16 protein-coding genes are annotated in these 20,325 nt (G+C 75.7%); 4 read left to right on the top strand and 12 right to left on the bottom strand.

The genetic code is table 11. From position 1 onward, the window contains the following. The first annotated feature begins 110 nt into the window (after positions 1-110). On the top strand, positions 111-1,244 hold the full coding sequence (locus ACWGKU_RS12770; protein WP_452178059.1) for an FAD-dependent monooxygenase: 1,134 nt from the start codon (positions 111-113) through the stop codon (positions 1,242-1,244). Positions 1,245-1,324: 80 nt separating this feature from the next. Here ACWGKU_RS12770 and ACWGKU_RS12765 read toward each other — a convergent pair whose 3' ends face one another. From ACWGKU_RS12765 to ACWGKU_RS12740, 6 genes are all read right to left on the bottom strand, one after another. Beyond that, entirely contained in the window at positions 1,325-2,575 is a 1,251-nt protein-coding gene (locus ACWGKU_RS12765) for a transferase (RefSeq protein WP_452178058.1), read from the bottom strand. A gap of 288 nt (positions 2,576-2,863) precedes the next feature. Next, on the bottom strand, positions 2,864-3,664 hold the full coding sequence (locus ACWGKU_RS12760; protein WP_401051014.1) for a serine hydrolase: 801 nt from the start codon (positions 3,662-3,664) through the stop codon (positions 2,864-2,866). A gap of 80 nt (positions 3,665-3,744) precedes the next feature. After that, complete coding sequence (locus ACWGKU_RS12755) at positions 3,745-4,401, bottom strand: DUF1707 SHOCT-like domain-containing protein (RefSeq protein WP_401051012.1); 657 nt, start codon at positions 4,399-4,401, stop codon at positions 3,745-3,747. A 100-nt stretch (positions 4,402-4,501) separates the two neighbouring features. Then, on the bottom strand, positions 4,502-5,887 hold the full coding sequence (locus ACWGKU_RS12750) for a cytochrome P450 (RefSeq protein WP_452178057.1): 1,386 nt from the start codon (positions 5,885-5,887) through the stop codon (positions 4,502-4,504). A gap of 235 nt (positions 5,888-6,122) precedes the next feature. Then, positions 6,123-6,404, bottom strand: coding sequence for a hypothetical protein (locus tag ACWGKU_RS12745; RefSeq protein WP_401051008.1), 282 nt, complete (start codon positions 6,402-6,404; stop codon positions 6,123-6,125). 361 nt (positions 6,405-6,765) lie between these two features. After that, positions 6,766-7,533 (bottom strand): HAD hydrolase family protein, encoded by a 768-nt coding sequence (locus ACWGKU_RS12740; RefSeq protein WP_452178056.1) that lies wholly within the window; start codon positions 7,531-7,533, stop codon positions 6,766-6,768. 204 nt (positions 7,534-7,737) lie between these two features. Between ACWGKU_RS12740 and ACWGKU_RS12735 the strand changes: the two genes are divergently transcribed. Together ACWGKU_RS12735 and ACWGKU_RS12730 are read left to right on the top strand one after the other, a co-directional pair. Next, the gene (locus ACWGKU_RS12735; protein WP_452178055.1) at positions 7,738-8,262 is read left to right on the top strand and encodes an MFS transporter; all 525 of its coding nucleotides are present in this window, start codon (positions 7,738-7,740) and stop codon (positions 8,260-8,262) included. A 73-nt stretch (positions 8,263-8,335) separates the two neighbouring features. Further along, positions 8,336-9,340: a DUF2510 domain-containing protein gene (locus ACWGKU_RS12730; RefSeq protein WP_452178054.1), complete on the top strand. Its 1,005-nt coding sequence runs from the start codon at positions 8,336-8,338 to the stop codon at positions 9,338-9,340. 84 nt (positions 9,341-9,424) lie between these two features. On the opposite strand, the gene ACWGKU_RS12725 is transcribed toward ACWGKU_RS12730, so the two are convergent. From ACWGKU_RS12725 to ACWGKU_RS12705, 5 genes are all read right to left on the bottom strand, one after another. Further along, complete coding sequence (locus ACWGKU_RS12725; RefSeq protein WP_401055639.1) at positions 9,425-9,946, bottom strand: hypothetical protein; 522 nt, start codon at positions 9,944-9,946, stop codon at positions 9,425-9,427. Continuing rightward, complete coding sequence (locus tag ACWGKU_RS12720) at positions 9,943-10,497, bottom strand: hypothetical protein (protein WP_452178053.1); 555 nt, start codon at positions 10,495-10,497, stop codon at positions 9,943-9,945. Before ACWGKU_RS12720 ends, ACWGKU_RS12725 begins: the two co-directional genes overlap by 4 nt. 90 nt (positions 10,498-10,587) lie before the next feature. Next, positions 10,588-12,150, bottom strand: coding sequence for a hypothetical protein (locus tag ACWGKU_RS12715; RefSeq protein ID WP_452191429.1), 1,563 nt, complete (start codon positions 12,148-12,150; stop codon positions 10,588-10,590). 79 nt (positions 12,151-12,229) lie between these two features. After that, positions 12,230-13,114: a leucyl/phenylalanyl-tRNA--protein transferase gene (locus ACWGKU_RS12710; RefSeq protein ID WP_452180956.1), complete on the bottom strand. Its 885-nt coding sequence runs from the start codon at positions 13,112-13,114 to the stop codon at positions 12,230-12,232. Then, entirely contained in the window at positions 13,111-16,455 is a 3,345-nt protein-coding gene (locus ACWGKU_RS12705; protein ID WP_452180957.1) for an amino acid adenylation domain-containing protein, read from the bottom strand. The genes ACWGKU_RS12710 and ACWGKU_RS12705 overlap by 4 nt, the downstream gene beginning before the upstream one ends. A 234-nt stretch (positions 16,456-16,689) precedes the next feature. Between ACWGKU_RS12705 and ACWGKU_RS12700 the strand changes: the two genes are divergently transcribed. Beyond that, complete coding sequence (locus ACWGKU_RS12700) at positions 16,690-19,986, top strand: EAL domain-containing protein (protein ID WP_452191427.1); 3,297 nt, start codon at positions 16,690-16,692, stop codon at positions 19,984-19,986. Between the two features lie 17 nt (positions 19,987-20,003). Here ACWGKU_RS12700 and ACWGKU_RS12695 read toward each other — a convergent pair whose 3' ends face one another. Then, the gene (locus ACWGKU_RS12695; protein ID WP_359913507.1) at positions 20,004-20,237 is read right to left on the bottom strand and encodes a helix-turn-helix domain-containing protein; all 234 of its coding nucleotides are present in this window, start codon (positions 20,235-20,237) and stop codon (positions 20,004-20,006) included. Between the last annotated feature and the right edge of the window lie 88 nt (positions 20,238-20,325).

The raw sequence follows: 20,325 nt of genomic DNA, 5'->3' as shown, positions 1-20,325 counted from the left end.
AACCCTCATGCGGCCGACCGGCGTCGGCCGCATCCCCGCAGCCGACCGGCACCGGCCGGCTCCGGCCGAGCCCCCACACCTCCTGCGAACTTCCCTTCGGAGCGACCCTCATGACCAGACCCCTGCGCGTCCTCGTCAACGGTGGCGGCATCGGCGGCCTCACCCTCGCCACCGCCCTCGCCCAGCGCGGCCACCGGGTCGACGTCGCCGAGCTGCGCGAGCAGCTGGAGGCCCTCGGCGTCGGCATCATCCAGCCGTCCAACGCCCTGCACGTGATGCGCGAGATCGGCGTCCTGGAGGACTGCCTGTCCGTCGGCTTCCCGTGGGAGGTGCTGACCATCTGCGACCCGGCCGGCGCCACCCTCGCGAAGATCCCGCAGCCCCGGATGGGCGACGTGCCCTCCAACAACGGCATCCCGCGCCCCGCGCTGGCCCGCGTCCTGGCCGACGCCGCCGCCGGGGCGGGCGTCACGGTCCGCTTCGGCACCACCATCGGCACCCTGCACGAGGACGCCCACGGCGTCGAGGTCGCCCTCACCGACGGGCACGTCGGCCGCTACGACCTGGTCGTCGGCTTCGACGGCATCGGCTCGCCGCTGCGCCGCCACCTGTACGGCGAGACGTACGTCCCCGAGTACACCGGCTTCGCCAACTGGCGTGTCACACTGCCGCGTTCGCCCGAGGTGCAGGGCGTGGTGATGTCCTCCGGCAACCTCAGCGCCAAGGCCCTGCTCACCCCGATCAGCGCGGAACAGATGTACCTGGGCTCGGTCTTCGCCGAGTCCGAGGACTTCCGTCCGGACCCGGAGCGCGCCCACGAGCAGCTGCGCGAGCGGCTGGCCGGCTTCGGCGGGCCGATCGCCGAGGCGCTGGCGCTGATCACCGACCCGGCCGCCGTGGTCCACTCGCGGATCTCCCAGGTCACCGTCGAGGAGCCCTGGCACGTCGGCCGGATCGTCCTGGCCGGCGACGCCGCCCACGCCTCCACCCCGCACCTCGCCCAGGGCGCCGCGATGGCCGTCGAGGACGCGCTCGTGCTCGCCCTGAGCCTGGACGCGGCCGACACCGTGCCGGCCGCCCTCGCCGCCTGGGAGGAGCGCCGCCGCCCCCGCGCCATGTGGGTCCAGGCCCTGTCGCGGGCCGTCCTCAAGCAGGAGACGGGCACGCCGACCACGCCGGAGGAGGACGAGCTCCTCAAGGTCGGCATCCCGGGCGCGGCGCACGTCCTGGTCCAGCCGTACTGAGGTCTGCGACCTCGCCCGGCATGGGCCCAGCGGCGCGTTCCGGCGCGCCGCTGGGCCGGCCGGCGGGGCGGCGGGGCGGTTCAGCGACCGGCCAACTGCAGGATCCGGTACCCGAGCCACCCCGGCAGGACCAGCGCGAGGGCCAGCCCCGCCATCACCAGGTCGGCCTTCCTGGTGGCGAGTTGCGCCCTCCAGGCCATCGCCCGCTGCCGCCTCCCGGTCGTGGCCAGCGCCCTGTGGATGGTGCGGACCAGGTGCACGGTGGGCGTCCGCAGGGAGGAGCCGCCCGGCCGGGCCGTCCACACCGTCCGCCCCGTGCGCTCCTTCACCGGGAACACCCGGGGGGTCCAGTGGGCGTCGAAGGCGATGACGGCTCCGACCCAGTGCCCGCCCACGACCATCTCCCTGGGCAGCAGCGGGGTGGGGAGGCTCGCGTTCACCTGGCCGGCCAGCTCCGGAAAGCCGCGCGGGGCCAGCAGGATCAGCTTCGCCGGCGGCTGGGTGGCCCGGGCCTCCCCGATCTCCCACCGCAGGCCTTCCCCCGGCCCCAGCCGCAGCACGATCAGCTGGGACAGGTCCATCAACCGCCGCACGGTGCCCTGCCAGTCGTCGAGCGGCAGGTAGAACCGGGCCGCGCCCAGGAGCGGAAGGGTCTCCCCCGGCCGCCCCACCGCGATCACGGGACCGACGGCGCCCAGCGCGGCGGCGAACTGCACCTCCCGCGCGCGGAGGTCGCTCCTCGCCCTGTCGTCCACCCGGGCGGCCGCCTCGTCGTCGTCGAAGCTGCGCAGGTAGAGCACGGGTCTGCGACCGTCCCGGAGCAGGGCCTGGGCCGCCCCGCGAGCCGCGTACGGACGGGTGCGGCGCAGGACCAGGAGGCCGGCCCCCGCGGCCGCGACGCCGCCCGCCAGCAGCAGGAGCGACGCCTCCGGCGGGAGCGCGGCGCTGCGCTCCGACACGGCGACGGCGAGCGCGCCGCCCCCGGCCAGCACGCACCCGGCGGTGTTGGCGGCCAGGACGGCCCGCCGGCATCGCGGCCGCCGGGTGCCGTAGCGGTCGACGAGCGCGACGATCTCGGCGACCCCCGACCGTCGGCGGTGCCGCAGCCACAGGGCCGGCCCGAGCAGCGCCAGGGCGACCGCCCCGCACCACAGCGCCCCCGCCCTGCTCGCGCGCACCTGCTGGCCCACGCCCACGTTGACCAGCAGGTGCAGGGCCGCGTACGCCGCCGCGAGCGCGACCGCCGTGATCCACCGGGCGAACATCCGTAGCCGGGACGACACGCCGACCACCCCCGAACCCTCGCGCAGCCGTTGAGCAGGACCCTTCAATCCGATACCGCAACGGACGGGCCGTCATGCGTGTGCGATCGGAGCCGGTTCCCCGGCGCACGCCCCGAGCGGGACGGCCCGGAGCGCGTCCGGGCCGTCCATCAGCGGATCCTCCGCAGCGTCACGCGCCGGGCGCCTCCGCCCCGGTGGGCGCCGGGCACTCCTGTTCGGCCGGGTCGCCGCGCCGGCCGACGGACGGCCGACCTGCCGACGGGCGGCCGGCTGGACGGCGCACGCCGCATGCCGCACGCCGCTTCGAACCCGTCGGCCACGAGGGGTTCGTGCGGATCAACCCGCCGAACGGAGCGGCGCCGAACGGGCCGAGGGCACCGGCCGGCTGATCTGGTCCCGGCGGTCCCACACCGCCTTGGAGATGCGGGCGAGCAGGCGGGCCGCCGGGTCGGTGCGGTCCGTGCCGTCGGCGAGCGGGCCGGTGTAGCAGACGGCGATCAGGTAGGGCGGGCAGTCGGCCGCCTGGACGAGGCCCACGCCGAGCCGGGTACCGGGGATCCAGCCGTTCTTGAAGGCGATCCGGGTGTTGGAGGGGAGGCCGGCGGCCAGGTCCACCCGGAACTCGTTGCATTCGAGGAGGCCGAGGAGTTCGGGCTCGTCGGCGAGCGAGCGCAGCAGCCGGACCAGGTCGCGGGCGCTCACCCGGTTGTGCACGCCCCGGGCGCGCGCCGCGTAGTCCTCGATCCCGCGCGGGGTGGCGCTGTGCGTGGCTCCGGCGCGGCGCCACACGTCGGCGACGGCCTGCTGGGTGGTGCGGGCCAGGCAGATGTTGGTGGCGAGGTTGGAGGAGTGGGTGATCATCCGCTCGGCGAGCAGCCGGAGCGGGACGTGGGTGCCGAGCAGCTCCCAGGGCAGCGGATCGCTGTCCCGGTCCGGGTCGTTGCCGAACTCCCCGCCCACGACGGACTCGAAGCGGTTCACCACGGGGACTTCGGCGTCGAGACCGACGCCGCCGCGGCAGAGCGCGGCGAGCACGGCGACCTTCATCGTGCTCGCGGCGTCGTGCAGTTCGTCCGGGTTGTGGAGGAACACCGGCTTCGAGTCGCCCATCCAGGGGGCCACCACCACAGAGAGCATGGAGGAAGGGTAGGGCAGAACAGGTCGGACCTCGACGGTTGCGGCGCACGACACGAACCCGCGGCCGCCGCGACGGCCCGTCAGCCGCCGGGAGGCGGCGCCACGGGCTTGCGCAGCAGCCACTGGCCGGCCGTCCGCCGCGGCTGCCGCACGACGATCCGGCCGTGGCGCTTCCTGCCGACCAGCTCCACGCGCAGGGCGACGGGCCCGCCGGAGTCCGGCGCCCGGTCGTTCCTGACCCTGCTGAACTCCAGTGCCAGGGCATCGGAATCGACCACGACGCCGGGCCCGGTGATCAGCGTCAGGGTCTTGCCCTCCATGTCCAGGTCGATCCGCAGGGTGTCCTGGGTGATCACCGCCCGGGTGAAGTCGAGCGTCACGTCGCACCACTCCACGAAGAGCTCCAACCGTCGCGGCACCACCCAGCGCCCCTCCCGCCTGACCGCGCTCCACCGCTGGTCGATCCGCAGGACGTCCTTGACCTCCGTCACCACCCCGTCGGCGGAGATCGACACCGGCGGCAGGTCGGCCGTCAGCCCGGCCAGTTCACCGAGCGTCCGCGCCGACAGGGCGGCCTCCAGGCGCTCGTCCAGCTCGCCCGGGGTCAGCCGGCCGTCGCCCGCCGCGACCCGCAGCAGCTCGGCCACCCGGTCCCGGTCGGCGTGGGAGGCCCGCATCCCGAACTGCTGCGGGCCTCGGCCGGAGTGCGTCCCGGCGGGCACGATCTCTCCCGGCATACTTCCCGTCCTGAACTCGACGATGGTCGTCACGCGTCGGGGTCGGCGACACGGACGGGAACTCACGATATATCGCGATAGGGGTTCCCGCCAGACCCGCTCAGCGGGACGGGCCGTCCGCGGCGCGCGGGCTCACCAGCATGCGGATGTCGTCGGCGGCCCACAGCACGAACCGTTCGACCGGGACCACCCGGTGGCCCGGCTCGGGCCGGAAGCCGAGCCGCTTGAGCAGGACGGCCAGCAGCACCAGGGCCTCCGTCATGGCCAGGCCCGCCCCCTCGCAGGCGCGCGGGCCCAGGCCGAACGGGATCCAGGCCAGCCGGGGGCGCCCCGCCGACTCCTCGGGGGTGAACCGCTCGGGCCGGAACCGCTCCGGCTCGGGCCAGTACGCGGGGTTCAGGTGGACGGCCAGGATCGGGAGGAGGACCACCGCCCCGGCGGGGACGGTGTACCCGCCGACGGCCAGCGGACCGGCGGTCCACCGGGCGCCGTACGGGCCGGGCGGGTAGCGGCGCAGCGACTCGCGCAGGACCATCCCCAGGTACGGCAGCCGGTGCAGGTCGGCGTGGTCGGGCGCCGGGCGGTCGCCGAGGACGCGGTCGAGCTCCTCGGTGACGCGCGCGGCCGCCTCCGGGTGGGCGGCGAGCAGGTGCAGCGTCCAGGAGACGGCCACGCCCGTGGTGTGGTGGGCGGCCAGCATCACGGCGAGGACGGTGTCGCGGATCCTCGCGGGGCTCTCGCCGGCCTCGACGAGGGCGCCGATCAGGTCGCTGCGGTCGCCGGTGTTGGAGCCGCCTGCGCCGCGGTCACCGGTGCCGGGGCCGCCGGCGCTCGGGCCGTCCGGGCGGTGCGCGGCGATCACCCGGTCGACCGTCGCCCGCAGCCGGGCGAGGGCCCGCGCGGTCCGTTCGACGTGCTGCTCCGGGGCCTGCTCGGCCGGATCCCGGTAGAGGCGCTCCAACTGGTCGGCGAGCACCACCTCGAAGGCCTCGACCACGCCGTCCGGGTCCTCGACCTCGCCGCCCAGGGCGTAGCCGCAGACCATCCGGAGGGAGAGCCCGGCCAGTTCCCGCTGGAGCTCGACGGACCGCCCGGCGGGCAGGGCGGCCCAGCGGTCGGCGAGCCCGGTCGCCAGGGCGGCGAAGCGGGCGACGTGCCGTTCGTGCGAGGGCCGTCCGGCCAGGACGGTGAGCAGCAGCCGGCGCCACGGCCCGTGCTCGTCGGCCGGGAGCACCTGGAGGTTGCCCGCCTCGAACAGCGGGTCCAGGAAGGAGAACAGCCGCCGGGGCCGCTCGTCGAGGTGGACCGCGGCCTCCAGCAGCACCGGATCGGCGATCGACACGGCGGTCCCGGCCCCGGGCAGCCGGAGCCGCGCGACGGGTCCGTACTCGGCGTGCAGCCACAGCTGGTAGGCGTGCAGGCCACCCGCCCGCGCGATGGCGCCCACCCCGCCGTCGGCGCACGGTTCGGGCCCCGGGATCTCCATCGCACCTCCTCGTGACGGCGTGGGGAGTGGGGGGGGGCGGCGTGCCACACACCCGTCCAGCGCCGGCGGGAGTTTTAGAATTATAGTAAAACCACCCGCGCCCCCGCCCACGGCGTCGCGGGCCCCCCCCCGCGGGTGGCCCCGTGGGGGGCCCGGGTCAACCACTGCCACCCCGGGGTGGGGGCGGGGTTCGGGGGGGGGGCCCCCCCCCCCACGCTCCGGTCCTGCTCCGGCGTCAGTTGACGAAGTAGCTGAACCCGACCGTCGCCGCGGACATCCCGGCGGCGATCTCCCGCGTCAGCGACCCCTGGCAGTTCGCCGCGGAGTACACGTCGACCCTCGCGTCCGTGAGGTTCTGGACGAGCACGGGCGACAGGGTCGGGTAGCACCCCCGGGCCGGGTTCTGGTGCGCCACACCGTTCACCACCAGCACCCCCGTCGCCGCCTGTGCGGGCACGGCGAACGCGAGCACTCCGGCGGCGGCCAGCATCCCGACCGCGGCAATCCGACGACGCATGACTGTTCTCCCTTCCGAGGGCGCACAACCGGTCGCGGCGCCCTTCCGGGGCATGGATTCCCCCACCGCCCCGTCCACGCCGGAACCCCCGCCGCAATCCCCCGAACCGACGCGGGCGTACGGGCTCCTACCGGGGATACGGCCGCCCGCCCAGCGCGGCCCGCGCCGCACCCGCCAACCGCTCCCGCACCGCCGCCCCCGCTTCTCCTCGTCCCGGCCGTCCCCCCGTCCCGGTCGGCGCACGCCTAGCGCCGCAGGTGGCGGCTCACCTCGCCGACCAGGGTGATCCGCACCCGCCGCTCCGCGAACCGCCACCGCCCGTCCTCCCCGCGCGCGAAGCGGTCGTGGTAGCGCCCGGCGGCTACCGGCCGGGCGCCGCGGCCAGCCGGGAGATCTCGGCGGCGACGGCCTCCGCTTCGGCGGCGACGGTGACGCGGGCGACGCCGTCCAGGCCCGGGTGGGTGCCGACCCGGACGGAGTGCCGGGCGTTGCGCAGCAGGTCGAGGTCGTTGATGTCGTTGCCGAAGGCGTTGTACGCGTCGATCCCCAGCGAGGTCAGCGCCTCCCACTTGTTCGTGGTGCCCGGGGCGAAGTCGATGATCGCCTCGTCGAGGTGGTGGTTGACGGTCATCCCGAGCGCGCGGCCGGCCTCCGCGAGGGCCGCCGGGTCGGTCGCGTCGACCACCAGGAACTTGACCACGGCGGGGAGTTCGGCGAGCTCCACCCGGCGGGCGAGGCCGCCCTGGTCGACCCGGCCGCGGATCGGGTGGTCGGCCGGTCCGGTGTAGGCGTAGTCCCACGGGCCGTCGGCGAGGTAGCCCGCCCGGAACCGCTCGACCTCGGTCAGCAGCCGGTCGAGGTCACCGGCCTCGAACGCGGCCCGCGCCCGCACCCGGCCGTCGACGGAGACCAGGCTGCCGTTGCCGCCGATCAGCGTGGCGGCGGGAAAGGCCCCGTCGAGGACGGGCAGGAGGTCGCGGACCGGCCGGGCGGAGGCGAAGACCAGCTGGTGCCCGGCCCGCTCACAGTCCGCCAGCGCGGCGAGGATCCGGCGGTCGATCGTCCGCCCGTCGAAGCAGAGGGTGCCGTCGATGTCGAAGACCGTGGTGCGGGCGCTGGTGGTGATCATCGTGCGATCGTATCCAGGCGGTGCGGTGCAGGATCCCGCGGCCCTTCGGGTACGCCCTCCGACAGTTCCCCGCCGTCCGGGCGGGACGGTCACGCGCGGGCCGGGCCGGTCGCCGGTCGCGCCGCGCGGCGGTGGCGCACGGGTGGCGGGCGGCACTGGTGGTCGGCGGGGCGCTCCCGGCTGCGGATGCTCCGCGAGCCGGCCATGACGAGGATCCTGTTCTCCGGCCTGAGCCTGGTCTCGGTGCACAGCGGCATCGGCGTGCTCGGCGCGCTGTACCTCCACGACGTGACGGCCCTCGGCCCCGGTCCGAGCGCCGCCGTCCTGGTGGCGGTCCAGGTGGCGGGGGCGGCCGGCCGGATCGCGCTGGCGGCCTGGAGCGACCGCAGCCGTGCCGGGCGGTACCGGCCCGTCCTGGTCTGCCTGGGCGCGGTGGTGGCCGGGTTGACGGCCCTGACGACGCCGGCGGGCCACTCCCCCCTGGTGGCCGCCCTCCTGTTCACCTGGCTGGGCTTCTTCGGCATCGGCTGGTACGGCCCGTGGGTGGCCCACCTGGCGAAGTCGGCCCCACCGGGCCGGACCGGCTTCGCCCTCGGACTGGTCATGGCCGTCAACCAACCGGCCGTCGTCCTGGTCCCGCCCGCCCTCGGGCTGCTCCGCGACACCACCCACGGTTTCACCGCCGCCTGGGCCGCCTCGCCGCGGCCACGGCCGCGACCCTCGTGCTGACCGCCCGCGGCGGTGGCGGCGGGCACGGCACCCCTGCCGCCACGGGCCGCACACCGGCGGGTACCGTACGGCCGTGAGCAACGAGACGCCTCCCGGGTGGTACCCGGTCCCCGGTCCGGACGGCGCCCCCGGCCACGAGCGCTGGTGGGACGGCAACGCCTGGACCAGCGACGTCCGGCCGGTCCAGGGCGGCTACGGCTACCCGGGCCAGGAGGCGCCCCCGGCGCAGCAGGCGTACCCGGGCCACCCCGGCCCGCAGACGTACCCGGGCCAGCAGACGTACCCGGGCCCGCAGGCGTACCCGGCTGCGGGCTACGGCCAGCCCGGCCCCGGCTACCCGCCGATGGCCGCGGCCCCGCTCCCCGCCCCCAGGCGGGCCAAGCCGGGCGTGATCATCGCCGTCGCGGTCGGCGTCCTGGCGGTCGGCGGCAGCGTCGCCGGAGTCGCGCTCAGCCACGGCGGCGACCCGACGGCGGACCCGACCACCGACCCCACCGTTTCCGTCAGCCGCAGCGCCGGCCCGACCACGAGCCCCGGCCCCACCCCGAAGCCGGCCACGCCCAAGCCCGCCCCGGTCCTCAGGAGCACCGTCGCGGACCAGCAGCACTCGATCACCCTCCCGGTGTTCGAGGGCTGGGAGGTGACGACGACCGACACCCCGCAGTGGTCGGTCTACCTCGGCAGTGGCCGCTACACCTGCGCGAACGGCAAGGCCTGCATCCGCGGCCGGTTCTCGGTGGAGAAGAACACCATCCAGGGCGACAGCGCGAAGGCCGCCGCCGACGCCGCCATGCCGACCGTCGCCAAGCAGATCTTCAGCGGGATGACCTCGCAGACCGACTACGGCTCGGGCAGCCTCGCCGTCGCCGGCGTGGCCGGCTACGCGACCCGCTGGCACATCACCAACGCCGACGGCACCCAGGGCTACGTCCTGCTGGCCGCCCTCCCCGCGAAGGGCGGGGGCTACGTGGTCTTCGACGGCGGCGTGGACGACGACCCGGCCGCCCCGGACGTCTCGGTGCTGGACCAGATCCTCCTGGGCGTCAAGAAGGACGACACCCCCACCAGCGGCACCTGACGTCCCGTTCCGGCGGTGTCGCGACCGCCGTCGCCCTCGCGGTCACGACCGTAGCCGCCCCGCCTCCGGGCACGGGCCGCGCGGCTACGCCGACCGGTCGTCCGGGAACCGCTCCGGGAAGGTGGGCGGCGGGAGCGGGAGCGGGCGTGCGGTGGGCCGGTCGCTGCGGCGCAGGACGAAGACCACCGGGAGGGCGATCAGGCTGGGCCCGGCGAGCAGGCCGGCCAGCCACTGGCGGCCCTCCAGGCCGACGATCACCGAGCCGGCGAGCATTCCGGCGGCGAGCACGAATCCGGCCGCCAGTCCGCCGGCGTAGAGCTGGTGGGCGCGCTGGTCCTTGCGGTCCTGAGCCGCGATCCGGGCGCGCTCGGTCACGTGCTCCTCCCGCATCCGGGCCGCTTCGAGCACCGAGGCCGACGCCGTCCGCTCGCGTTCCAGCGACGCCTGGTGGCGTTCCCGGGCACTCTCCCGGGCGTGTTCGCGCCGGAGTTCCAGTTCGAGGTGCTCCAGGGCCACCCGCAGGTGCTCGGGCGGAAGTCGGGCCCACTGGGTGGCGATCTCCAGGGCCGTCGGACGGCGGGTGCGGCTCTCCTCGGGGGTGGTCACCGGTCGTCACCTCGGGGCGTGGGGGCGGTGCGGTCGGGGCTGCGGGCGGCGCCCGGCGGCGGGCCGAGCCGGAGGAAGAGGCGTTCCAGGCCCTCGGTGACGGTCTCGGCGGCCACCGGGGTCAGCGGGTCGTCGGCGTACTCCAGCAGGGGCCGGTGCCCGGCCCCGGCGCCGCTCCCGGCGACCGCCGCGTCGCCGTCCGCCCAGGCGAGGACGCTGCCGGAGACGTCGGACCGGTAGACCGGCCCACTGCCCACCGGCCCAACCTCCGAAAGGCCCTCCGAGAGACCCGGCGGCAGGCCCGCGGGGACGGGGAACCCCAGGCCCATGGGTGCGGGCCCGGTCGGCAGCGGGCTCTGAACGCGCCTCCCGGGCCCGTCCGCCCGTGCGCCCGGTCGTGGCGGCGTCGGCAGCGCCAGCGCGGCCAGCACCGCCGCGGCCAGCGCCGGAACGGCCGCCCACCAGCCGATCCCGGTGGCGGCGTACAGGACCAGCGTCCCGGCCCAGACCAGGACGGCCGCGCCGCCGAGCACCGAACGTCTGCTCCCCACACCGCCCCCTATCCTCCGATCCGAGCCTACCCATGACGAGGGCCCCCCGGTCGGAGAACTCCGCCGAGGGGCCCGGAAGGTGGCGAGGGGTCAGCTGTGCTGCGGGGCGGGCAGTGTCGCCGAGCCCGTGAGCAGCGGCCACTCCCGGTGGAACGGCGGCAGGGGCAGCTTGCCCTCGATGATCGGGGTGCCGAAGACCTTCAGGTGGGCGAGCAGCGAGCCGTTCAGGTCGACGCCACCGACCAGCGACCAACTGCCCTGCGCCTGTGGCGGGTTGCCGGAGGAGTCGGCGACCAGCGAGCCCTCCGCCTGGGCGCGCAGGTAGGGGGCGACGGTGGTCTCCACGCCGACGGTGTCGTACAGGCCGAGGCTGATCTCGGCGCCGAGCGCGGCCCGAACGCCCGCCTTGCCGTTGAGGCGCACGTGCACCGGGGTGACCTTGGTCTCGGCGCTGGTGGCCGGGGTCCAGCCCTTGCCGCCGGTGTAGTCGGCGCGCACCGCCCAGGTGCCGGTGGCGTCCTGTTCCGCCTCCAGGTGGACCTGGCCGTCGGCGCTGACCTCCAGGTAGCAGGTGAGGCCGAGGTTGACGACCACCGGCAGGCCGGCGACCGTCAGCACCGGGCTGGCCTGCAGCTTGGCGAAGGGCACCCGGACGGGGGCCGCGCCGGTGCTGCGGGCGGCGTCGCCGGTGACCTTCCACTGGGCGTGGGCGCCGAGGTCGAAGCCGATCGAGGCGGTACGCGGGCTGCCGGCCGCCGCGCCGTGGTAGGCGAAGTGGACGGCGGGGTGGAGCTGGAGCGAGCCGGAGGCGTCGAGGCTCGCGCCGTCGGGCAGCGGGACGGGGGCCCTGAGGTTCACCTCCAGGGTGCCGGAGGCGTCGGCCTGGACGCCGTTCCCGGTCAGGCCGGCGGTCGCCTTGAGGTCCTTGACCAACGGGGTCACGGTGATGCCGTGCGGGTCGACGGGGACGTTGCCGTCGGCCTCGGTGCCGCCGAGGAGTTCGGCCAGGGTGGCCGGACGGGTGGTCAGGGCGATGGTGCTGCCCGCGCCGGGCCGGACGCCGGTGACGGCGACCAGCGCGCCCTGCGGGGCGGCGGCGGTGGGCGGGCTGGCGATCAGCTGTCCGGGCTGGACGGCCGCGGCCGCGACTGCGGCCGGCGGGACGGCGCCCGGCGAGGTCGTGGCCGAGGTCGTGGCCGAGGCTGTGGGCGAAGCCGTGGGCGAAGCCGTGGCCGGGGCCGATGCCGGGGCGGCCGGCCCCGTCGCCGACAGCACGGCCGTGCCGCCCGCCGGGTCGTAGGCCGTCAGCTGGAGGTTCTTCGCCGCCGCCGTGACGGCGCCACCGTCCTTGCCCGGGCTGCCGATCGCGGCCTGGTGGTCCCCGACGGGTGCGGCGGTGACGGTGGTTCTGCTCGGGGTCGGACGGCCGGCGGCGGGGCTGCCCGCCTTGGCGCGCGGGGTGCCGCCGGCGGGCGGGGCGGCGGCCGGGCTGCCCCCGGCGGCGGTCGCGGCCGGGTCGGCGACGGTGGCGGCGGCCGGTGCGGCACCGGCCTGGGAGGTACCGGGGCTGGTCGGCCCGCACGCGGCGGCCCCGGCGAGGACGAGGGTGAGGACGGCGGGGCCGGCGGCCCTGCCTATGGAACTCTTGAACACGCGGCGTCATGTTACTGACGAGGAATAAGTTTGTCGAAGACAGGCCAAAAAAGCCGGACCGATCAGGTTTAACCGCAGGTCATCCGAGGTTCGTCAGAGTGGAGGGATCAGCCGGGCGAGCCGGGCCCCGCCCCAGCCGCGCCACCGGCAGCGGCGACCCGTCCAGCGCACCGACCCCGCCCATGCCCCTGCCCGCGCCCCTGTCCGTGTCCTCGCCCTCGCCCGAGAGCTCGGCGAGGTACCGCGAGCGCGCCATCGGTTCCGCCCCGAGGCTCCGCACGTGCGGCCCGTCCCACTGCGCGTCGAGCAGCCGCCCGCCCGCCGCGCCGAACCTCGCCCCGAGGTCGGCGACGGCGACCCGGGCGGCGTCCGGACGGCGGTGGAACATCGAGTCCAGGCTCAGCACCGGGCCGACCACCACCCCGAACACGCCGCCGATCAGCTCCTCCCCCTCCCACACCTCGCCGCTGTGCGCCGCCCCCAGCCCGTGCAGCTTCATCAGTGCCGCCGCCAACTCCTCCGTGAGCCAGACCGGTTGACGCCCCTCGGCGCACGCCGCCAGCACCTGGCCGAAGGCCCGGTCCGCGCTCGTCCACCACGAGGACCGGTTGCGCAACCGCCGCTCCAGCCGCCTCCCGAGCCGGACGCCGTCGGGCACGATCACCGGCCTCGGGTCGGGCGACCACCAGGCCAGCGCGTACGGGTCCGTCCCGCCCGGCAGCAGCGCCACCTCGCCCGCCTCGACGGCGTCCCCGTACAGCGCCTCGCTGTACGCGCTCGCGTACACGTCCGCCGCCGGCAGCGGGAACAGCCCGCGCCGGTACGCCGCCAGCAGTTCTCCGGGCCCGAGCGACCCGCCGAAGGCCACCGGGCCCTCGCCGGAGCCGAGTCGCCCACCCAGCGCGTCGAAGAGGCTCGCGTCGGAACGGCTCCCCTCGGAACGGCTCCCCTCGGAACGGCTCACGGCGACGCCGCCCGCAGGAAGCCCTCCCGCTCCAGCCCCGCCAGGTAGTGGTCGATCAACCCGCCCTCCACCGGAGGCAGTTCGATCCCGCTCCCGGCCAGCGCCGCGTCCGCGTTGGCCCGCTCGAACAGCGGGAACGTCGGCCGGAAGTACATCTCGCTGATCGACAGGTCCGTCCCCGGCGCGCGGTCCACGAACAGCGGGACGAACGGTGCGATCGGGTGCGTCGGGTTCCCGGCGGCGAACCGGACCAGCCGCCGCACCCAGTCCCCGTACGGCAGTGGGGCGATCCGGTGGCCGCGCGCCCGCAGCCGCTCGGCGAGGTCGGCGAGGACGCCCGGCCGCGGGGAGGTGAGGTGGTAGACCTCGCCGGCGGCCGGTGCGTGGGCGGCGATGTGGGCGACGGCCCGGGAGAAGCGGTCGGCGGGGACGAAGTCGAGCAGCAGCTGCACGTCCGGGCAGGTACCGCTGTCGGCCAGGTAGGCGATCAGCGCGCACAGTTCGGTGCCGGTGTTCATCGCCCCGTCCGCGAGGTCCCCGGTGACGTCGTTGGTGCGCAGCACGGTGACCGGCAGGCCGGCGGCGGCCGCGTTGTGCAGCAGCTGTTCGGCGACCCACTTGCTCTCGACGTAGCCGACGCCGAGCCGTTCCGGGTGGGCGAGCGGGGTCCGCTCGGTGACCTTCGGGACCCCGGCCGCGCCGAAGCCGGCCAGGACGGCGAGGGTGGAGAGGTAGTGCACGGGGATGCCCCGGCTGTGCCCGGCGAGCCGGACGACCTCCCGGGTGCCGCCGACGTTGGGGCGGCGCAGCTGGTGGTACGGGTAGAGGAAGTTGACCTGCCCGCCGAGGTGGTGGATCGCGTCGAGGTGCCCGGCCAGCCAGTCGAACCGGTGGTCCGTCAGCCCGAGTGCGGGCCGGGTGAGGTCGCCGACCAGCGGCACCACCCGCCGGTCGGCGAGGTCGTGCCGCAGGAAGCGCTGCTGCGCCGCCCGCAGCCGTTCCAGCGCGTGTTCCTCGTCGGGCGCGCGGACCAGGCAGTGGATGCGGGCCCGGGTGGTGGCGAGCAGCGTGTGCAGCAGGTGGGCGCCGCAGAAGCCGGTGGCGCCGGTGAGCAGGATCTCGGCGGGCTCGGCCCGGGAGGGCGCCGGGCTCCAGGACTGCCGGAGGTCGTCGGTGAGCCGGGCCTCCGCGAACCAGTCGACGCCGGCGTCCCGTTCGGCGCCCGCGGGGCCCTCCGTGCGCGCCGCCCGCAGGGCCCCCGCGAAGGCGTGCAGGACGGGTTCGCGCAGCAGTGCCCGGGTGAGCGCCCGCACCTGCCCGACGTCGATGCCGAACATGATCCGGGCCCGCGCCAGCATCTCCATCGCGAGCAGCGAGGTGCCGCCGAGCGCGAAGAAGTCGCCGTCCGGGCCGACGTGTTCGACGCCGAGCAGCTCCACCCACAGCTGCCCGACGGCCGCCTCGACCGCGTCCGCACCGGACGCACCCGCTCCGGCCGGAGCAGCCGGAGCAGCCGGGCCGGCCGGGCCACCCGAACCGGCCGAACGCACCGGCGCGTGCGGCAGCCGCCGCCGGTCGATCTTCCCCGCCGCCGTCAGCGGCATCGCCGCCAGCGGCACGAAGTCGGCCGGCACCAGGTAGTCCGGCAGCCGCTCGGCCAGGAACGCCCGGATCCCCCGCGCCCCGCCGGCCGCCCCGGGGGCGAGCGTGTAGTACGCCGTGAGCGTGCGGCTGCCGTCCGCCGACTCCCCGTCGGCCGCGATCCGGGCCTGCCGAACGTCCGGGTGGGCGGCCAGGACGGCCTCGATCTCGGCCGGGTCCACCCGGTGCCCGCGCACCTTCAGCTGGTCGTCGAAGCGCCCGAGGATCTCCAGCTGCCCGTCGGCCCGCCACCGTCCGGCGTCGCCGGTGCGGTACATCCGCTCGCCGGGCAGCGGCGCGTACGGGTCGGGCAGGAAGGACTCGGCGGTGAGCCCGGCCTGCCGCCAGTAGCCGCGGGCGAGGCCGGGCCCACCGAGGTGGATCTGCCCCTTCTCCCCGGGCCGGACGGGGCGCAGCCGGGCGTCGAGCACATGCACCCGCACTCCGGGCAGTGGCCGGCCGATCGGTACGGGCGCGGCGGAGCCGCCCGGTCCCGTCGGGCCCGGGCCGGTGGCGCCCCCGCCGAGGAGGTCGGCCGTGACCTCGCAGAGCGTCGAGGTGACGGCCGCCTCGGTGACCCCGTACGCGTTGAGCAGCCGGGCGCCGGGCAGCCGTTCCAGGCAGCGGCGGCAGTCGTCGGCGTGCACGACGTCCCCGCCGACCACGACCAGCCGCAGCTCCCGGGGGCCGGGACCGCCGGGCGGGAGCAGGTCGAGCAGGTGGTGCCAGTAGGCGGGGGTGAGGTCGGCGACGGCCAGGCCCAGCCCGGGCAGCCGGCCGGCCAGTTCGGTGGGCGCCCAGGTGCCGCCCGCGTCCCCGCCGCCCAGCACGACGGTCGCGCCCGCGAGCAGGGCGCCGAACACCTGCTCCAGCGCGGTGTCGGAGCCGAGCGCGGCCAGTTGCAGGACGCGTTCGCCGGGGCGCAGCCGGTAGGCGTGGACGATCCGGTCGAGGGTGAACAGCAGCGCACGGTGGGTGACGGGCACGCCTTTGGGGCGGCCGGTCGTGCCGGAGGTGTAGATCAGGTAGGCGAGGTCGTCGGGGACGGCGCCGTCGTCTCCCAGGAACTCGCCGGAGCCGCCGCCCCCCGGCCCGAGCACGGGTACCCGGGAGGTCCCCGGGAAGCCGTCGCCGTCCGCGACCACCACCCGGGCCCCGCAGTCCTCGACGAGCCCGGCCAGCCGTCGCCGCGGGTGGGCCGGGTCCAGTGGCAGGAAGGCCCCGCCGGCCTTGAGCACGGCCAGCCAGGCGGTCACCAGCCCGGCCCCGCGTTCCAGGCAGACCGGCACGACCTGCTCGGGGCCGGCCCCGCGGGCCCGGAGCGCGGCGGCCAACCGGTCGCTGCGCAGGTCGAGTTCGCAGTAGCTCAGCGTGGCGTCGGCGGCGATGACGGCGACCGCCTCCGGGTCGTGCGCCACCCGCGCGCGGAACAGTCCGTGCACCGTGTCGGCGAATCCGGCCGCCGCGCGCCGTACGGGGGCGCCGTCGGGGAAGCCCAGTTCGGCGGGGCGCCACTCGCGTTCCACCCGGTCCCGGCAGTCGGCCCGCCCGGCCGGTCCGTGGACCTGCCGCCAGCCGGCCGGGACGGTCAAGTCCCCGGGCCAGATCGCATACTGACCGTTGTCGTTGCGGACCACGGCGTGACGGTCGGAGCTCACATCCGTCCGTACGCCCTGTGCGCTGTCTACTGCGTCGTCCACCGGCTTGACCTCGTGCTGTGGCGGCAGAATGCTGGGGAGTGCGACATTTCCGACTATACGCACTCCTGCCCCGTCGAGGCCGTCCGGTCGCACCCCCCACCGGACGCCTCGGTGCTGCGCGAAAGCGCCCACCCCCGTCCCGCCCCGGGCCGGCCCGTACGCCTCGCCCGCCCAGTCCTCGCCCGAACTCCCCCGCCCGACCGGCGGGGTGGTGTCGCGGAGGAGGTAGCCTCGTTGACTCGCCGGCGCCAACGCCTGATGGTCTGTTACCTGCTCTGGATGGTGCTGTTCACCGGCATCTACTACGCGAATCCGAGCCAGCGGATCATCTGGTGGACGGGCATCGGCCTCGGTGGCGTCGCCGCGATCGTGGTCGGCGTCCGTCTCAACCGGCCCGCGCACGCGCGCTTCTGGTACGTGCTGGCACTCGCCAACCTCAGCTTCACCGTGGGCGAGGTGATCCAGGCCGTCCAGCTGGACATCCTGCACCTGCCCAACCCGTTCCCGTCCGTCGCGGACGGCTTCTACCTCGCCGAGTACGTGCTGTACGCCGTCGGCGTGCTGGGCTTCATCCGCTGGCGCACGGCCCGTCAGGACCGCGCCGGGCTGCTCGACGCCCTCATCCCCACCATCGGACTGGCCCTGCTCGCCTGGATCTACCTGATCCTCCCGTACGCCCGGAACCCGGACCTCGACTGGTTCCAGAAGGCCGTCTCGATCGCCTACCCGCTCGGCGACGTGGTCGTGCTCGCCCTGCTGCTGCGCCTGCTGACCCCGCGCGGGGGCAACTCCCGCTCGCTGCAGCTGCTCGCCGTCGGCTCGCTCGGCCTCCTGGTCTCCGACGTGCTGTACGGGCTGATCCAGCTGCACGGCACCTGGCACATCGGCACGCCCGTCGAACTCGGCTGGGCCGCCTTCTACACCGCCTGGGGCGCGGCGGCGCTGCACCCGTCGATGGTCGAGCTGACCCGGCCGGTGCCCACCCAGCAGCCGGACCTGAGCACCGCCCGGCTGGTGCTGCTCACCCTCGCCTCGCTGATCGCCCCGGCGATCCTGATCATCGAGGCGCTGGCCGGCAACACCGGCAACGCGGGCGTGATCGGCGCGTTCTCCGCGCTGCTCTACCTGCTGGTGCTGGCCCGGCTGGCGGTGGTCGTCTCCGACCGCCGGCAGGCCGTCGCCCGCGAGCGGACGCTGCGCGAGGCGGGCGCCCGGCTGACCGCGGCCGTCACGGTGGAGGAGGTCGCGGACGCCGTCCAGTCCGCCGCGTCGACGCTGATGCCGGCCGAGGCCGGACACGTCGCCCTGCTCGCGGTGACCGAGGAGGGCGTGCTGCACGTGCGGCACGCCGGGAGCGGCTCCGCCCGGCAGGCGCCGCAGGACGCCGCGCCGTCCGAGCAGGTGCTGGAACTCGCCGCCGCCCGGGAGACCCTGCTGCTGCCCGTGGCCGCCCTGGGCCTGGACGCCGCCCCGCCCACCTCGACGAAGCCCGGCGCGTCCAAACCCGGCCCGTCCAAACCCGGCCCGTCCAAGCCCGGCCCCGCGCGGTCCGCCGCCGCGAAGCTCTCCGCCAAGCCCGGCGCCAAGCCCGCCGCGAAGCCCGGCGGCGACCGGCGCACCCGCCTCGGCGGCGGCATGCCGTACGCCCTGGTCTGCCCGCTCACCCTCGCCGAGCGCCCCTCCGGCGATCCGCTGATCGGCGCGCTCATCGTCACCGGCACCGAGCAGGAGCTGACCAGCCTCTGGAGCTCGCTGGAGATCCTCGCCGCGCAGGCGGCCCTCGCGGTCGAGCGGTTGGTGCTGAGCCGGGAGGTCATCCGCCGCAACAGCGAGCTGTACTTCCGCACCCTGGTGCAGAACGCCAGCGACGTCATCCTGATCCTCGACGCCGACGACGGCGTGCGCTACGCCTCCCCGTCCGCCGAGACGGTGCTCGGCCACCCGAACCTGGCCGGCACCCTGCTGACCGACCTGGTCCCGCCCGAGGACAGCCGGGAGGTCGGCAAGGCGCTGGCCCGGATGCGCGGGACGGCCGACCAGCCCCGGGCGGAGCAGCCGCGCGAGCACTGGCGGCTGCTGCGCCAGGACCGCACCCCGATCGAGGCCGAGGTCCGCTTCAACGACCTGCGCGCGGACCCGACCGTGGGCGCCCTGGTGCTCACCCTGCGCGACGTGACCGAGCAGCGGCAGATGGAGCGCGAGCTGACCCACCGGGCCTTCCACGACTCGCTGACCGGCCTGGCCAACCGGGTGCTGTTCCTGGACCGGGTCGGCCACGCCCTCTCCCGGGGCGAGCGCAGCGGAGCCGTCACGGGGGTGCTGTTCATCGACCTGGACGACTTCAAGGTGGTCAACGACACCCAGGGCCACGCGATCGGCGACGAACTGCTGGTCGCGGTCTCGCTGCGGATCTCCACCGCGCTGCGCGCCTCGGACACCGCCGCCCGCCTCGGCGGCGACGAGTTCGCGGTGCTGGTGGAGGACGCGCGGCGGCCGGCCGACGTGGACACCATCGCGTCCGGGGTGCTGGCGGTGTTCGCCGAGCCGTTCAAGCTCAAGTCGGGCGCGGTGCGGGTGACGGCCAGCATCGGCGTGGCGACCACCGAGGACAGCGTGGACGCGACCGAGCTGCTCACCCACGCCGACCTCGCGCTCTACTCCGCCAAGGCGGCCGGCCGCCGTCAGTGGCGCCACTACCGGCCGGCCCTGCAGACCGGGATGGTGGAGCGGCACGAGCTGAACGAGCACCTCGACTCGGCGATCGCGGAATCGGCCTTCCAGCTGTACTACCAGCCGATCGTCGACCTGCGCTCGGGGGACCTGGTCGCCTTCGAGGCGCTGGTCCGCTGGCCGCACGACCGCCGCGGCATGGTGCTGCCCGACGAGTTCATCGCCCTGGCCGAGGAGAGCGGCCAGATCGTCCCGCTCGGCGCCTGGGTGCTGGAGCGCGCCGCCCAGGAGGTCGCGGCCTGGCACGCCGCCAGTTCGGCGGTCCGCTCCGCCGCCGGCCGGCCGCCGCTGCGGGTCAACGTCAACGTCTCGGCCCGGCAGTTCCGCGACGCCGGGTTCGTGGACGTGGTCCGCCGGGCCCTGGCCACCACCGGCATCGACCCGCACACCCTGGTCCTGGAGCTGACCGAGTCCGTGCTGATGCGCCGCGACGACCGCATCCACGCCGACATGGCCACCCTGTCCGGCCTCGGCGTCGGCATCGCCATCGACGACTTCGGCACCGGCTACTCCTCGCTGTCCTACCTGCGCGAGTTCCCGATCTCCCTGCTCAAGATCGACAAGTCCTTCATCGACGGCCTCGGCCACTCGCCCCAGCAGTACGCCCTGGTCGAGGGCATCACCCGGATCGCCGACACCCTCGGCGTCCAGGTGATCGCCGAGGGCATCGAGCACGCCGACCAGCGCGACCTGCTCGCCGCCATGGGCTGCCCGCTCGGCCAGGGGTACCTCTTCGCCCACCCCATGGACTCCCCGCAGGCCCGCGCCCTGGTCCGGCGGACCTCCTACGAACCCGCCTGAGCGGCGGCCCGCCCCCGCTACTCCTTGCGCAGCGCGTGCGACAGCACCGTGAGCAGCGCCAGCGTGGGCCTCGCGTGCCCGGCCTCGACGGCCCGGACGTCGGCCTCCGGGAGGCCCGCCCGGGCGGCGAGGTCGCCGAGGGTGAGGCCGAGGTCGCCGCGGCGGGCACGGACGGCGCGGGCCAGGGCCTCGGCCGGGTCGCCGTCCGGATGGGCGGGGAAGTCCTCGATCAGGGGGCGCGCCAGGTCCACCGAACTCTCCTCATCGGCCTGCGGGGCGCACAGTCTGGCACGCGATCAGCGGACGGGGACCCCAAGCGGAGGTCAAGGAACCTTGACC

It is taken from the genome of Kitasatospora sp. NPDC054768 (genome assembly GCF_053612025.1).
Note: the sequence above shows the minus strand (reverse complement) of the source record. Positions and strands in the feature narration are given on the sequence as shown.

Coding starts and splice junctions, on each gene's coding strand:
- ACWGKU_RS12770 (WP_452178059.1), top strand. CDS start 111: ATGACCAGACCCCTGCGCGTCCTCGTCAACGGTGGCGGCATCGGCGGC.
- ACWGKU_RS12760 (WP_401051014.1), bottom strand. CDS start 3,664: ATGCTCTCTGTGGTGGTGGCCCCCTGGATGGGCGACTCGAAGCCGGTG.
- ACWGKU_RS12755 (WP_401051012.1), bottom strand. CDS start 4,401: ATGCCGGGAGAGATCGTGCCCGCCGGGACGCACTCCGGCCGAGGCCCG.
- ACWGKU_RS12750 (WP_452178057.1), bottom strand. CDS start 5,887: ATGGAGATCCCGGGGCCCGAACCGTGCGCCGACGGCGGGGTGGGCGCC.
- ACWGKU_RS12745 (WP_401051008.1), bottom strand. CDS start 6,404: ATGCGTCGTCGGATTGCCGCGGTCGGGATGCTGGCCGCCGCCGGAGTG.
- ACWGKU_RS12740 (WP_452178056.1), bottom strand. CDS start 7,533: ATGATCACCACCAGCGCCCGCACCACGGTCTTCGACATCGACGGCACC.
- ACWGKU_RS12735 (WP_452178055.1), top strand. CDS start 7,738: ATGACGAGGATCCTGTTCTCCGGCCTGAGCCTGGTCTCGGTGCACAGC.